Origin of the sequence: Buttiauxella sp. BIGb0471 (assembly GCF_024807715.1) — a bacterium.
Classification (GTDB): domain Bacteria; phylum Pseudomonadota; class Gammaproteobacteria; order Enterobacterales; family Enterobacteriaceae; genus Buttiauxella; species Buttiauxella agrestis.
In genome coordinates this window covers 105270-118879 of record NZ_JANUEU010000003.1, presented here as the reverse complement: position 1 = coordinate 118879, position 13610 = coordinate 105270, and the positions used below count along the sequence as shown (strand labels likewise).

The window sequence follows — 13610 nt, the reverse complement described above, 5'->3', positions numbered from 1 at the left end:
ACAAAGCGCGAGGTCAGGGCTTTGCAGACAGAATGAAAGTTTGTGGCGCCGATACTGTTCGGGTATACTACTTTCCCGTCCTGGTACTTCCATCGTCTTTAAACCTAACTCTTCAGGTTCAGCATGACAACGAACTATATTTTTGTGACCGGCGGGGTCGTTTCCTCTCTGGGTAAAGGCATTGCCGCAGCCTCCCTCGCAGCTATTCTCGAAGCCCGTGGCCTCAACGTATCCATCATGAAACTCGATCCGTACATCAACGTCGATCCGGGTACCATGAGCCCTATTCAACATGGGGAAGTGTTCGTTACAGAAGACGGCGCTGAAACCGACCTTGATTTAGGTCACTACGAGCGTTTCATTCGCAACAAAATGACACGTCGTAACAACTTCACCACTGGCCGTATTTACTCAGAAGTTCTGCGTAAAGAGCGCCGTGGCGACTACCTGGGCGCGACAGTTCAGGTTATTCCACACATCACGAACGCAATCAAAGAACGCATCCTTGAAGGTGGCGAAGGCTACGATGTCGTGCTGGTTGAAATCGGCGGTACTGTAGGCGATATCGAATCCCTGCCGTTCCTCGAAGCGATTCGTCAGATGGCGGTTGAAGTGGGTCGTGAGCACACCCTGTATATGCACCTGACTCTGGTGCCATACATGGCTGCTGCCGGTGAAGTGAAAACTAAGCCGACTCAACACTCCGTAAAAGAACTGCTTTCTATCGGTATTCAGCCAGATGTGCTGATCTGCCGCTCTGACCGCGTTGTTCCGGCTAACGAACGTGCAAAAATTGCATTGTTCTGTAACGTCCCGGAGAAAGCGGTTATTTCTCTAAAAGATGTCGATTCCATCTATAAAATTCCAGGTCTGTTGAAATCACAGGGTCTGGACGATTATATTTGTAAACGATTCAGCTTGAACGTTCCTGAAGCTAACTTGTCCGAATGGGAACAAGTTATTTATGAAGAAGCGAATCCGACAAGCGAAGTCACAATTGGTATGGTCGGCAAGTACATTGAACTGCCAGATGCCTACAAATCTGTGATTGAAGCATTGAAACACGGTGGTTTGAAAAATCGTCTGACCGTTAACATCAAGCTGATCGACTCGCAGGATGTTGAAACTCGCGGTGCTGAAGAAGTGCTGAAGGGATTGGATGCTATCCTTATCCCTGGCGGTTTCGGTTACCGTGGTGTGGAAGGCAAAATCGCCACCGCGCGTTATGCTCGTGAGCAAAACATTCCGTATCTGGGCATTTGCTTAGGTATGCAGGTTGCGCTGATTGAGTTCGCACGGAACGTTGCAGGCATGGCTAACGCCAACTCAACTGAATTTGTGCCAGACTGTAAATACCCGGTGGTCGCCTTAATCACCGAGTGGCGCGACGAAGAAGGTAACGTTGAAGTTCGTACTGAAAAGAGCGACTTAGGCGGCACCATGCGTCTTGGTGGCCAGCAGTGTCAGTTGACCGATGGTAGTCTGGTGCGCCAGATGTACGGTGAACCGACAATTACTGAGCGCCATCGCCATCGTTATGAAGTCAACAACATGTTGTTGAAGCAAATTGAAGCAGCAGGTCTGCGCGTTGCGGGCCGTTCCGGTGATGACCAACTGGTAGAAATCATCGAAGTGCCAAATCATCCGTGGTTTGTTGCTTGCCAGTTCCACCCGGAATTTACTTCCACTCCGCGTGATGGGCACCCACTGTTCGCAGGCTTTGTTAAAGCTGCCGGTGAGTTCCAGAAGCGTCAGGCGAAGTAAGAGAGAGTTAGAACGACAACGCGCGAATGTTTCGCGCGTTGTTTGTCTGGAGTTTTAGTTTAACTTGTACTGAGGAAAATCTAATGTCCAAAATCGTTAAAGTCATCGGTCGTGAAATCATCGACTCCCGTGGTAACCCGACTGTTGAAGCTGAAGTTCATCTGGAAGGCGGTTTCGTAGGTATGGCTGCTGCACCATCAGGTGCTTCAACTGGTTCCCGCGAAGCGCTGGAACTGCGCGATGGCGACAAATCTCGCTTCCTGGGCAAAGGCGTTCTGAAAGCCGTTGCTGCAGTTAACGGCCCGATCGCTGCGGCTGTAATTGGTAAAGATGCGAAAGACCAGGCTAACATCGATAAGATCATGATCGACCTGGACGGTACCGAAAACAAATCCAACTTCGGTGCTAACGCAATCCTAGCTGTTTCTCTTGCTGCTGCTAAAGCTGCTGCTGCCTCTAAAGGCCTGCCGCTGTACGCACACATCGCTGAACTGAACGGCACCCCAGGCAAGTTCTCTATGCCTCTGCCAATGATGAACATCATCAACGGTGGCGAGCACGCTGATAACAACGTTGATATCCAAGAGTTCATGATTCAACCAGTTGGCGCGAAAACTCTGAAAGAAGCCATCCGTATGGGTTCTGAAGTTTTCCACACCCTGGCTAAAGTTCTGAAATCTAAAGGTATGGGTACTGCTGTTGGTGACGAAGGTGGCTATGCGCCAAACCTGGGTTCCAACGCTGAAGCACTGGCTGTAATCGCTGAAGCGGTTAAAGCTGCAGGCTACGAGCTGGGTAAAGACGTTACTCTGGCTATGGACTGTGCTGCTTCTGAATTCTACAAAGACGGTAAATACGTTCTGGCTGGCGAAGGCAACAAAGCTTTCACCTCTGAAGAATTCACTCACTTCCTGGAAGACCTGACCAAACAGTACCCAATCGTTTCTATCGAAGACGGTCTGGACGAGTCTGATTGGGATGGTTTCGCATACCAGACCAAAGTCATGGGCGACAAACTTCAGCTGGTTGGTGATGACCTGTTCGTTACTAACACCAAAATCCTGAAAAGAGGTATCGACAACGGTATCGCTAACTCCATTCTGATCAAATTCAACCAGATCGGTTCTCTGACCGAAACTCTGGCTGCGATCAAAATGGCGAAAGATGCTGGCTACACTGCAGTTATCTCTCACCGTTCAGGCGAAACTGAAGACGCTACCATCGCTGACCTGGCTGTTGGTACTGCTGCAGGCCAGATCAAAACTGGTTCTATGAGCCGTTCTGACCGTGTTGCTAAGTACAACCAGCTGATTCGTATCGAAGAAGCTCTGGCTGCTGCGGGCACACCAGCTCCGTTCAACGGTCTGAAAGAAGTTAAAGGTCAGTAATTCGTTACTGCTTTAAATTCTGATTAAAAAACCCGCTTCGGCGGGTTTTTTTGTGCGCATTTTTCACCAAACCTGAGCCACTCTCGCATAAACCAGGAATGCAGTTTGCGGTTGCCAGTGCTCTCGACCAGGATTAGTGGGTTATTTCACTCACAGGTCAGGAGACCGCCATGAAAGCTGCAGTTGTTAACAAAGACCACTCTGTCGGCATCATAGATAAACCCGTTCGTGCTCTGAAACACGGCGAGGCATTACTGACAATGGAGTGTTGCGGTGTTTGCCACACCGATTTGCATGTGAAAAACGGAGACTTTGGTGATGTAACCGGCATTACGCTGGGTCATGAAGGGATCGGGGTGGTGAAGTCCATCGGCCCCGGCGTCACGTCGCTGAAAGTGGGAGATCGTGCAAGTGTTGCCTGGTTCTTCCGTGGATGCGGCAATTGTGAATATTGTAATACCGGTAACGAAACACTGTGTCGTAGCGTAACGAATGCGGGATATACCGCTGACGGCGGTATGGCTGAAGAGTGTATTGTGGTTGCCGATTACGCAGTAAAAGTCCCTGACGGCCTCGAATCCGCCGCAGCCAGTAGCGTCACCTGCGCGGGCGTCACCACTTACAAAGCGGTGAAAGTTTCCCATATTCAACCTGGTCAGTGGATTGCGATTTACGGCCTGGGTGGCCTTGGCAACCTCGCGCTGCAATATGCGAAGAACGTCTTTAATGCCAAAGTTATCGCAATCGACGTCAACGATGCACAACTGGATTTCGCGAAAGAGTGTGGAGCAGATTTAGTCATCAACTCGCGCAACGAAGATGCGGCCAAAGTTATTCAGGAGAAAGTAGGTGGTGCTCATGCGGCGGTCGTCACGGCTGTGGCAAAAGCGGCATTCAACTCGGCGGTCGATGCGGTTCGTGCTGGTGCACGTATCGTTGCGGTCGGCCTGCCTTCAGAGTCTATGAGTCTAAACATTCCGCGACTGGTGCTTGATGGTATCGAAGTCGTCGGTTCTCTGGTGGGAACCCGCATGGATTTGACTGAAGCCTTCCAGTTTGCCGCCGAAGGTAAAGTTGTGCCAAAAGTGACGATGCGTCCGCTTGAAGATATCAATGCTATTTTCAAGGAAATGGAAGAGGGCAAAATCAAAGGCCGTATGGTTATTGATTTTAAAACTAAGAAATAAGCGTTGTCCAGGTTGGCCGGGATTTCCCCGGCCATTTGATTTTAAAGCGACTGAATTACCCGCTTAAGCAGACGAATTCTCGGCTCAATGCTGTCTATCTCCAGGTATTCTGACGCGCTGTGGAACCCCGCGCCAATCGGGCCGAAACCGTCCAGTGAAGGGATGCCCAGCGCTGCTGTGTGGTTAGCATCAGAACCGCCGCCAACAGATTTCCAACGTACGTCGATCCCTTCGGCAACACCCGCTTGCTCGACAATTCGCATCAACTCTTCGGTATCAGCCGTCGGTGCCATCGCAGGTTTGTGCGCTTGTTGGTGAACGCTCGTTTTCACATCACGCTCAAATTCACGCTGGCCATAAGCCTGGATTGCAGCGTGGACTCGCGCATATTCATCGTTGTCCTGGAAGCGGACATCAACAATCATCTCCGCATGCTCCGGCACGATGTTTGCCCCCACACCACCTGAAATCACACCGGGATTGATGGTCGTGCCTTTAGCCATATCTGCCAGATCGCTGATTTCCAGCACCGCGCGTGCCAGCGCTTTGATAGCGGAGCGACCCGCTTCCGGGTCGTTACCCGCATGCGCCGCCACACCTTTAAACGTTAACTTATAACCCGCAATGCCTTTACGCGCTTTAACCAGCGAACCGTCTGCCCTTGCGGCTTCGCACACCAACACGCAGCGGCTGCGCTTTGCCAGCTCGCCAATCCAGTGATGCGAATGTGCCGAACCTGTTTCTTCATCCGGGTTCATTGCCACGCCAATAGACAAACGCTGAAGCGTCGTTTTATCCATCTCACGTAATGCCCAGAGAATGTTCAGCAGGCCGCTTTTCATATCTGAAACGCCTGGGCCGTAAGCGCGATTGCCTTCGATGCTGAACGGCCGCTCAGCCACGGTTCCAACCGGGAAGACGGTGTCCATATGCCCGACCAGCAGCACATCATAATGGTCAGCGTCTGGTTTGTTGGTGGCAAATAAACCCGGGCCAACTTTTTCGCCGAGAGCGATTCGGTCGCAATGCCAGCTTTCGTTTTGATACCACTGTTGAATGATGCGGCTGACTTCCTCAACGCCATCAATCGTTGCCGTGCCACAGTCGATATTGACCAGTTTTTTGAGTTCTTGAAGGTACTGTTTCAAATCCATGTCTTACTCCAGAATCATCAGTCGCATAATTAACATGGCACCAAATGCGTTCAGCACCGAAATTGCGATCATTAAGGGGATACGTTTCGCCGGAATACCGACCACGCCAAGGATGCGGCCAGCATATTGCACTTGAGAGCCCATCAGATAAATGGCAGGGGCGAGGATGGCAAGATGCGCACCGGTGAGAATGCCTTTTTCAAACAATGTGATAGCAACACCGATTGCGCCGCCCATCGACATCCAGCCACCGATGAGAACCGCAGCTGCTTCACCGGGCAGGCCAAAAACTTTCATCAACGGGCCAAATATCCAGGCCAGGCCGTTCAGTGCGCCAGTGATTTGTAGAGCATAAATAATAATGAATGCCATCAGCACGTTAGGAAGGGTGCTGGTGGTCGCGATATTCCAGCCTTTGCGGGCACCCGCGACGAACACATCGGTGATCATCGGTTTAGCGGTATCAGCCATGTTGCACCTCCACACTGTGCTTACGTTCTGTGACATTAAGAATCAGGCGCATCACATTCGCCCCGACGATTTTCATGATGAACATCACCGCGACGCACAGGCCGATGGATGCTGGAACAGCACTCGTTCCGTCAATGGCAATCAGCGTAAACAGCACGGCACCGGAGGAGAAAAAGTTGGTTATCATGGCGCCCGCAGAAAACTGGAACATCGTGAAGATCGTTTTTTCTTTGTCGGTTATCTGCCCTTCATCGGCTAACACGCGAGTGAGAGAGGCGCCTACATCGGTACTTTGCAGACTGCCAATCAGCGCAAGTCCGGTGGAGCCTGGAATACCGAGAAGTGGGCGTAATAGAGGTGTCAGCAGTTTACGGGCCGCATTCAGTGCACCGTAATGCTCAAGTACGTTTATCATCCCCAGCGCAAACATCACCGCTGGGATCAGGCCAAAGGCGAACAGGAAACCGTCCATTGCGCCATGCCCACCCTTACCGCGAAAAGCACTTTTGGCCGCGTCGACGGCATCGCCCGAAAGATTGACATCAGTGACGACTTTGCCAAACGCACCGTTTAATGTGGTGAAGTCGAAGACTCCATACCACTCCTTGCCACCCAACAGCCCAGAAAAGAACACCATTGCGAACAGCAACGCAATATAGGCGCCAGGCCCCACACGTTGGTCACCTGAATGAACCGAACTTTCCATATATCATTTCCTTATGTCATTGATGGGGTCAATACGCAGGCGATGCTAAGTGTGTTGCGGGCAGCGGAATATGACAGGGATCAAGCCGTCAGGCATAGAGAGAAGAGAAGGGTAATTGTTGTGATGATAAGCACAATAACCTTATTACTTGAGTGGCTATTGGGTCGGCTTAGGGACTTATTTCAGAACAAATGCCACAGCAGCCGCGTTGCGCATGACCTCAACCGTGACTTCTGCGATAATTACTCTTTACACTTATTTCTGAGAAGACTATGCAGTATCCGATTAACGAGATGTTCCAGACCCTGCAAGGGGAGGGCTATTTTACTGGTGTGCCCGCCATTTTTATTCGCCTGCAAGGCTGCCCGGTGGGCTGCGCGTGGTGCGATACCAAACACACCTGGGATAAACTCGCGGATCGTGAAGTCTCTCTGTTCAGCATTTTGGCTAAAACCAAAGAAACCGATAAATGGGGCAGCGCAACTGCGGAAGATCTGTTGGCTATTTTCCAGCGTCAGGATTACACCGCTCGTCACGTGGTGATTACCGGTGGCGAACCGTGCATTCACGATCTCACGCCGCTGACCTCACTGTTTGAACACCATGGTTATAGTTGCCAGATAGAAACCAGCGGCACGCACGAAGTACGTTGTACTGCGGGAACCTGGGTTACGGTCTCTCCGAAAGTGAATATGCGTGGCGGTTACGATGTGCTTTCTCAGGCGCTAGAACGCGCGGACGAAATCAAGCATCCGGTTGGGCGCATGCGCGATATTGAAGCGCTGGATGAATTGCTGGCAACGCTGGTGGATGACAAAAAACGCGTGATTGCGCTCCAGCCTATCAGCCAGAAAGAAGACGCCACGCGTCTGTGCATTGAAACATGTATCGCCCGCAATTGGCGGCTTTCAATGCAGACGCACAAATATTTGAATATTGCGTAGAAATTGGTGGATGACGCTTGCGCTTATCCACCCTACAAATACTAAAAAGGCACCCTTCGGTGCCTTTCTTTTTAACCTTTATACACGCACCCGGCGGTACAGGTTTCTTTCACCATCACCGCGCTTAACAGCGGCACGATTGGCTTCATCTCATCCCAAATCCATTTTGCCAGCACTTCACTGGTCGGATTCTCAAGACCTGGAATATCATTCAGATAGTAATGATCCAGACGATCATAAGTCGGTTTGAACGCCGCTTTCAGTTCTGAAAAATCCATAATCCAGCCGGTGTAAGGATCAACCTCGCCGGTGATTTCCAGACGCACCATAAAAGAATGGCCATGCAGGCGACCGCATTTGTGGCCTTCCGGCACATGCGGCAGGTGGTGAGCGGCTTCGAAGGTAAAATCTTTAAACAGGGTGGTGGTCATTATTACTTTCTCTGTAGGGCGAAAAACCGCCGCATAGTACCGGAATCCACTATTTTGCGCATTAACTTAAATCATGCCCCAGGCGTAAATCCCTGTACCCTTGCTTCTTTTCTATTTTATCTTTTGTTTTTCATAGGCTTAGGTAACCACTTTTAACGTTATGAATTACCCATAAAAGCGGTTAGTCATTTTGGTTATTTGTTATTTCTATCCCTTCTTTAATTGTTACTATCGCTCTGGTTAACCTTACCTTATTGCCGTTTATTCTTGAAAACGGACCTTTGCTACTGGAACCCAATACGCATGACGACTCAGGCCCCACCGACCGCTTTGCTGCCGCTGACACCGGAGCAACTGGCACGCCTCCAGGCGGCGACAACTGATTTCTCGCAGACTCAACTGGCCTGGTTATCGGGCTATTTCTGGGGGATGATTAATCAACAACCGGGTGCTGTTACCACAGCTCAGGCACCTGCGGCAGAAGTTCCGGTGATTACGTTGATTTCTGCATCCCAAACCGGTAACGCACGTCGCGTGAGCGAACAATTACGCGACGATTTGCTGGCAGCAAAACTGAACGTCAATCTGGTTAACGCGGGCGACTACAAATTCAAACAAATTGCCCAGGAAAAACTTCTGATTGTTGTGACCTCAACCCAGGGTGAAGGTGAGCCGCCTGAAGAAGCGGTGGCGTTGCATAAATTCCTGTTCTCGAAAAAAGCACCAAAACTCCCGGATACGGCATTTGCCGTCTTTAGTCTGGGTGACACCTCTTACGAATTCTTCTGCCAGTCCGGTAAAGACTTTGATACCAAACTGGCGGAATTGGGCGGCGAACGCCTGCTTGATCGTGTCGATACCGATGTCGAATTCCAGCCAGCAGCCGAGCAGTGGCGGGCAAAAATTGTTGAAGTGCTGAAATCCCGAGTCCCGGCGGAAACTCCGGCACAAGCAGCAGTGACAGCAACGGGCGTGGTCAACGAAGTTTTCTCAAGCCCTTACACTAAAGAAGCGCCACTGGCTGCATCGCTTGCGGTTAACCAGAAAATCACCGGCCGCGATTCTGAAAAAGACGTGCGCCATTTCGAGATTGATTTGGGTGATTCCGGTCTGCGTTACCAGCCGGGCGATGCGCTGGGTGTCTGGTATCAAAACGATCCAGCCCTGGTGAAAGAGCTGGTCGAACTGTTATGGCTCAAAGGTGATGAAAGCGTCACCGTCAATGGCAAAACGCTGCCGCTGAGTGAAGCGCTGGAATGGCATTTCGAGTTGACGATTAACACCGTCAATATCGTTGAGAAATACGCGCAGGTGACTCGCAATGCCGCATTGCTGGATTTGGTTGGCGATAAAACCAAGCTGCAACACTTTGCGCAGAACACGCCAATCGTGGATATGGTGCGTTACGCCCCGGCTGAATTAACCGCCGAACAACTGATTGATTTATTGCGCCCGCTGACACCGCGTCTGTACTCCATTGCTTCTTCTCAGGCTGAAGCGGAAAGCGAAGTGCACATTACGGTCGGCGTGGTGCGTTATGACATCGAAGGCCGCGCGCGCACTGGCGGTGCATCTGGCTTCCTGGCTGACCGACTGGAAGAAGACGGCGAAGTGCGTGTGTTCATCGAACATAACGACAACTTCCGCCTGCCAGCCAACCCGGAAACCCCGGTGATTATGATTGGCCCAGGCACAGGTATCGCGCCTTTCCGCGCCTTCATGCAACAGCGTGAAAACGACGGGGCAAGCGGTAAGAACTGGCTGTTCTTCGGCAACCCGCACTTTACTGATGATTTCCTTTATCAGGTTGAATGGCAGCGCTACGTCAAAGACGGCCTGCTAACCAATATCAGTCTCGCCTGGTCACGCGACCAGGAACATAAAATATACGTACAAGACAAACTGCGCGAAAAAGGCGAGGAACTGTGGAGCTGGATTAACGAAGGCGCCCACATTTACGTCTGCGGCGATGCAAATCGCATGGCAAAAGACGTAGAGCTTGCATTACTGGAAGTGGTAGCCGAGTTCGGTGGCATGGACCTCGAAACGGCAGATGAATTTTTAAGTGAGCTGCGCGTTGAGCGCCGTTATCAGCGAGATGTCTACTAATGAGCGAAAAACACCCAGGACCATTAGTGGTCGAAGGCAAATTGAGTGATGCCGAGCGCCTGAAACGTGAAAGCAATTATCTGCGCGGTACCATCAAAGAAGATTTGCAGGACGGGCTGACCGGCGGCTTCAGAGGCGACAACTTCCTGCTCATTCGTTTCCACGGTATGTATCAGCAAGATGACCGCGATATTCGTGCAGAACGTGCGGAGCAAAAGCTTGAGCCACGCCACGCCATGATGCTGCGCTGCCGTCTGCCGGGCGGGATTATTACCACCGAACAGTGGCGTGCGATTGATAAATTTGCCGAAGATAAAACCATTTACGGCAGCATTCGTCTGACCAACCGTCAGACTTTCCAGTTTCACGGCATTCTGAAAAAGAACGTGAAACCGGCTCACGAAATGCTGCATGAAGTCGGGCTGGACGCGCTGGCAACCGCCAACGACGTCAACCGTAACGTGCTTTGTACGTCTAACCCGGTGGAGTCTGAACTGCATCAGGAAGCGTACGAATGGGCGAAAAAACTCTCTGAGCATTTGCTGCCACGCACTCGTGCTTACGCTGAGATCTGGTGGGATCAAGAGAAAGTCGCGACCACCGACGAAGAGCCGATCCTCGGTGAAACGTATCTGCCGCGTAAGTTTAAAACCACGGTCGTTGTGCCGCCGCAGAACGATGTCGATCTTCATGCCAACGACATGAACTTCATCGCGATCGCTAAAGACGGTAAATTGGTGGGCTTCAACCTGCTGGTGGGCGGCGGCTTGTCTATAGAACACGGTAATAAAGCGACTTACGCACGTACCGCGAGCGAGTTTGGTTACATTCCGCTTGAGCACACGCTGGCCGTAGCCGAAGCAGTTGTCACCACGCAACGCGACTGGGGCAACCGTACCGACCGTAAAAATGCCAAAACCAAATACACCCTTGAACGCGTCGGCGTTGACGTGTTTAAAGCCGAAGTTGAACGTCGCGCAGGCATTACGTTCGAGCCGATTCGCCCGTATGAATTTACCGGGCGTGGCGATCGTATTGGCTGGGTAAAAGGCATCGACGACAAATGGCACCTGACGCTGTTTATCGAAAATGGCCGCATCCTGGATTATCCGGGTCGCCCACTGAAAACTGGCCTGATGGAGATCGCAAAGATCCACAAAGGCGATTTCCGCCTGACCGCCAACCAGAACCTGATCGTGGCGGGCGTTCCGGCAAGCGAGAAAGCGGTAATCGAGAAAATTGCCAAAGAAAGTGGCCTGATGAACGCGGTGAAACCACAGCGTGAAAACTCGATGGCCTGTGTTGCCTTCCCGACTTGCCCGCTGGCGATGGCAGAAGCTGAACGCTTCCTGCCGCAGTTTGTGACTAAAGTTGAAGAAGTGCTGGAGAAACACAACGTGCCGGACGAACACATCGTCACGCGTGTTACCGGCTGCCCGAACGGCTGTGGCCGCGCGTTGCTGGCTGAAATTGGCCTGGTGGGCAAAGCGCCAGGGCGTTACAACCTGCACATCGGCGGCAACCGTATCGGCACGCGTATCCCGCGCATGTACCGCGAAAATATCACCGAACCGGAAATTCTGGCCTCTATTGATGAACTGGTGGGACGCTGGTCGAAAGAGCGTGAAGCTGACGAAGGCTTTGGCGATTTCACCATCCGTGCGGGGATCATTCGCCCGGTATTGGACCCGGCTCGGGACTTGTGGGACTAACACTATTCTTCTCCTTCTCCTGGGGGAGAAGGCCGGGATGAGGGCGTCTGGGCGCTTACTACGTGCGTCAGCATTCGACATGGGTCGCCCTCTCCCCTGGGAGAGGGAATACTATTTAGCGAGGTATCTATGCCTGTACTCGATTTAAAAGCGCTGAATGAATTGCCAAAAGTTGAGCGTGTGATGGCGCTGGCCGAGGTCAACAGCCAGCTCGAAAAACTCACGGCGCAGCAGCGTGTCACCTGGTCGCTGGAGAATCTGCCGGGCGAGTTTGTGCTCTCCTCTAGTTTTGGTATTCAGGCGGCGGTGAGTTTGCATCTGGTCACTCAGCAGTTTCCGGATATTCCGGTTATCCTCACCGATACCGGCTATCTGTTCCCGGAAACTTACCAGTTTATTGATGAGCTGACCGACAAGCTGAAGCTGAACCTGAAAGTCTACAGCGCGAAGGAAAGTGCGGCGTGGCAAGAAGCGCGTTACGGCAAATTGTGGGAGCAGGGCGTTGAAGGCATTGAGAAATACAATGACATCAACAAAGTGGAGCCGATGAATCGTGCTCTGCGTGAGCTAAACGGGCAAACCTGGTTTGCTGGCCTGCGCCGCGAGCAATCGGGCAGCCGTGCAAACTTGCCGGTGCTGGCGATTCAACGCGAAGTATTTAAAATTCTGCCGATTATCGACTGGGACAACCGCCAGGTTTACCAGTACCTCACCGCCAACGGTTTGAAATATCACCCGTTGTGGGATCAAGGCTATCTTTCAGTAGGCGACACTCACACTACGCGGAAATGGGAAGAAGGTATGGCAGAAGAGGAAACTCGCTTCTTCGGTCTGAAACGTGAGTGCGGTTTGCACGAGTAATAATTATACCATTCAGTTCGATCTTCTATCCTAAATGGGAGAGGGTCGAGCTGTTCCATTTTTGTGAGCGCTATTTATCCAGCTTTCTGTAATTTTCCTGTCTTGATAATTATGCTGTTATTAATCAATAACTGAATAATTAATTTTATGTAATGCTTTATTAGGCATGACAATTTTTAATCCTGTAATTACCATTTGGGATGGCTTTAGTAATATTAGGAAATGTATTATCGTGTCTCAAATGATAAAATTTTAGCCTTGCTTCATACTCGACTTATGTTTATCTTGTATAGACTAGTATTTAACAATATGAAAAAATAATAATTCGAGTGAGCAATTTGCTCACTCGGTCACTCTCAAATAGACTTATTGCAAGTTAAAAATGATTGAGTCAAATGAATACGTCTCACGTAACCCATTATCCTCCATATAAGCTCTTGCACCACTCATTAGTATTTGGCCCTTCTCATCTCGTGAGCCGGTCCAGTAATCAGAAAAAACGTAATCCCAATGTCCTGAAGGCCGCAAAGCTATTGAAAAACCAACCATGCATGGGTATCTGTTTGAACCAGAGAAAGTATATTGCCCCTGGATATCATATGTCATTTCTCCTAGCGGAGAATCTTTTGTGTAAAACGTCCCTTTATAGATACCCGTATGATAATCACATTCTGATATTTTCAGAATGAAATCTTTTTCTTCACTTATATAAGTGCCTACAATTTCTTTTGTGTTTGTTCCACTCATATTGTTTCTCCAGTTTTAAATATTAATTTGAGAGGGAACAATATTAGAAGGTCAGTTTATAAAGTTCTCAAAAAGTGCCTATTTTCATATAGACAGTTACTAAGTATGAAAACAGACCATAGCTTATCGCGATTTT

The 13610-nt window shown here is 50.5% G+C and carries 12 protein-coding genes; 7 read left to right on the top strand and 5 right to left on the bottom strand.

The genetic code is table 11. The features are described from left to right. Positions 1–123: 123 nt before the first annotated feature. From pyrG to adhP, 3 genes are all read left to right on the top strand, one after another. Positions 124–1764: a glutamine hydrolyzing CTP synthase gene (pyrG, locus tag M2371_RS11380; RefSeq protein WP_034497987.1), complete on the top strand. Its 1641-nt coding sequence runs from the start codon at positions 124–126 to the stop codon at positions 1762–1764. Between the two features lie 83 nt (positions 1765–1847). Beyond that, entirely contained in the window at positions 1848–3152 is a 1305-nt protein-coding gene (gene eno, locus M2371_RS11375) for a phosphopyruvate hydratase (RefSeq protein ID WP_034497984.1), read from the top strand. A gap of 170 nt (positions 3153–3322) precedes the next feature. Further along, the gene (gene adhP, locus M2371_RS11370; protein ID WP_034497982.1) at positions 3323–4339 is read left to right on the top strand and encodes an alcohol dehydrogenase AdhP; all 1017 of its coding nucleotides are present in this window, start codon (positions 3323–3325) and stop codon (positions 4337–4339) included. Positions 4340–4380: 41 nt separating this feature from the next. Here the strand turns inward: adhP and M2371_RS11365 are convergent, their stop codons facing one another. The 3 genes from M2371_RS11365 to M2371_RS11355 are packed head-to-tail and all read right to left on the bottom strand — an operon-like array spanning position 4381 to position 6670. Continuing rightward, positions 4381–5493: a M20 family metallopeptidase gene (locus M2371_RS11365; RefSeq protein WP_172893389.1), complete on the bottom strand. Its 1113-nt coding sequence runs from the start codon at positions 5491–5493 to the stop codon at positions 4381–4383. A gap of 3 nt (positions 5494–5496) precedes the next feature. After that, on the bottom strand, positions 5497–5964 hold the full coding sequence (locus M2371_RS11360; protein ID WP_259267749.1) for a YjiG family protein: 468 nt from the start codon (positions 5962–5964) through the stop codon (positions 5497–5499). Beyond that, a complete protein-coding gene (locus M2371_RS11355; protein ID WP_172893391.1) occupies positions 5957–6670 on the bottom strand; it encodes a nucleoside recognition domain-containing protein in 714 nt (237 codons plus the stop codon). The genes M2371_RS11360 and M2371_RS11355 overlap by 8 nt, the downstream gene beginning before the upstream one ends. A 272-nt stretch (positions 6671–6942) precedes the next feature. Here M2371_RS11355 and queE point away from each other — a divergent pair, with 272 nt between their 5' ends. Further along, positions 6943–7614, top strand: coding sequence for a 7-carboxy-7-deazaguanine synthase QueE (queE, locus tag M2371_RS11350; protein ID WP_034497975.1), 672 nt, complete (start codon positions 6943–6945; stop codon positions 7612–7614). Between the two features lie 71 nt (positions 7615–7685). Here queE and queD read toward each other — a convergent pair whose 3' ends face one another. Beyond that, entirely contained in the window at positions 7686–8048 is a 363-nt protein-coding gene (gene queD / locus M2371_RS11345) for a 6-carboxytetrahydropterin synthase QueD (protein ID WP_172588727.1), read from the bottom strand. A gap of 300 nt (positions 8049–8348) precedes the next feature. Between queD and cysJ the strand changes: the two genes are divergently transcribed. The 3 genes from cysJ (at position 8349) to cysH (ending at position 12727) form a co-directional block, all read left to right on the top strand. Next, complete coding sequence (cysJ, locus tag M2371_RS11340; RefSeq protein WP_259267748.1) at positions 8349–10154, top strand: NADPH-dependent assimilatory sulfite reductase flavoprotein subunit; 1806 nt, start codon at positions 8349–8351, stop codon at positions 10152–10154. Then, positions 10154–11866 carry an assimilatory sulfite reductase (NADPH) hemoprotein subunit gene (gene cysI, locus M2371_RS11335; RefSeq protein ID WP_259267747.1) on the top strand — a complete coding sequence of 571 codons (1713 nt, stop codon included), beginning with the start codon at positions 10154–10156 and terminating at the stop codon, positions 11864–11866. The genes cysJ and cysI overlap by 1 nt, the downstream gene beginning before the upstream one ends. Positions 11867–11995: 129 nt before the next feature. Then, complete coding sequence (gene cysH / locus M2371_RS11330; RefSeq protein ID WP_172893395.1) at positions 11996–12727, top strand: phosphoadenosine phosphosulfate reductase; 732 nt, start codon at positions 11996–11998, stop codon at positions 12725–12727. Positions 12728–13093: 366 nt separating this feature from the next. On the opposite strand, the gene M2371_RS11325 is transcribed toward cysH, so the two are convergent. After that, positions 13094–13474, bottom strand: a complete 381-nt coding sequence (locus tag M2371_RS11325) for a hypothetical protein (RefSeq protein ID WP_259267746.1) — start codon at positions 13472–13474, stop codon at positions 13094–13096. Positions 13475–13610: the final 136 nt, after the last annotated feature.

Coding starts and splice junctions, on each gene's coding strand:
- queE (WP_034497975.1), top strand. CDS start 6,943: ATGCAGTATCCGATTAACGAGATGTTCCAGACCCTGCAAGGGGAGGGC.
- M2371_RS11360 (WP_259267749.1), bottom strand. CDS start 5,964: ATGGCTGATACCGCTAAACCGATGATCACCGATGTGTTCGTCGCGGGT.
- M2371_RS11355 (WP_172893391.1), bottom strand. CDS start 6,670: ATGGAAAGTTCGGTTCATTCAGGTGACCAACGTGTGGGGCCTGGCGCC.
- M2371_RS11365 (WP_172893389.1), bottom strand. CDS start 5,493: ATGGATTTGAAACAGTACCTTCAAGAACTCAAAAAACTGGTCAATATC.
- adhP (WP_034497982.1), top strand. CDS start 3,323: ATGAAAGCTGCAGTTGTTAACAAAGACCACTCTGTCGGCATCATAGAT.
- M2371_RS11325 (WP_259267746.1), bottom strand. CDS start 13,474: ATGAGTGGAACAAACACAAAAGAAATTGTAGGCACTTATATAAGTGAA.
- eno (WP_034497984.1), top strand. CDS start 1,848: ATGTCCAAAATCGTTAAAGTCATCGGTCGTGAAATCATCGACTCCCGT.
- pyrG (WP_034497987.1), top strand. CDS start 124: ATGACAACGAACTATATTTTTGTGACCGGCGGGGTCGTTTCCTCTCTG.
- cysI (WP_259267747.1), top strand. CDS start 10,154: ATGAGCGAAAAACACCCAGGACCATTAGTGGTCGAAGGCAAATTGAGT.
- cysJ (WP_259267748.1), top strand. CDS start 8,349: ATGACGACTCAGGCCCCACCGACCGCTTTGCTGCCGCTGACACCGGAG.
- cysH (WP_172893395.1), top strand. CDS start 11,996: ATGCCTGTACTCGATTTAAAAGCGCTGAATGAATTGCCAAAAGTTGAG.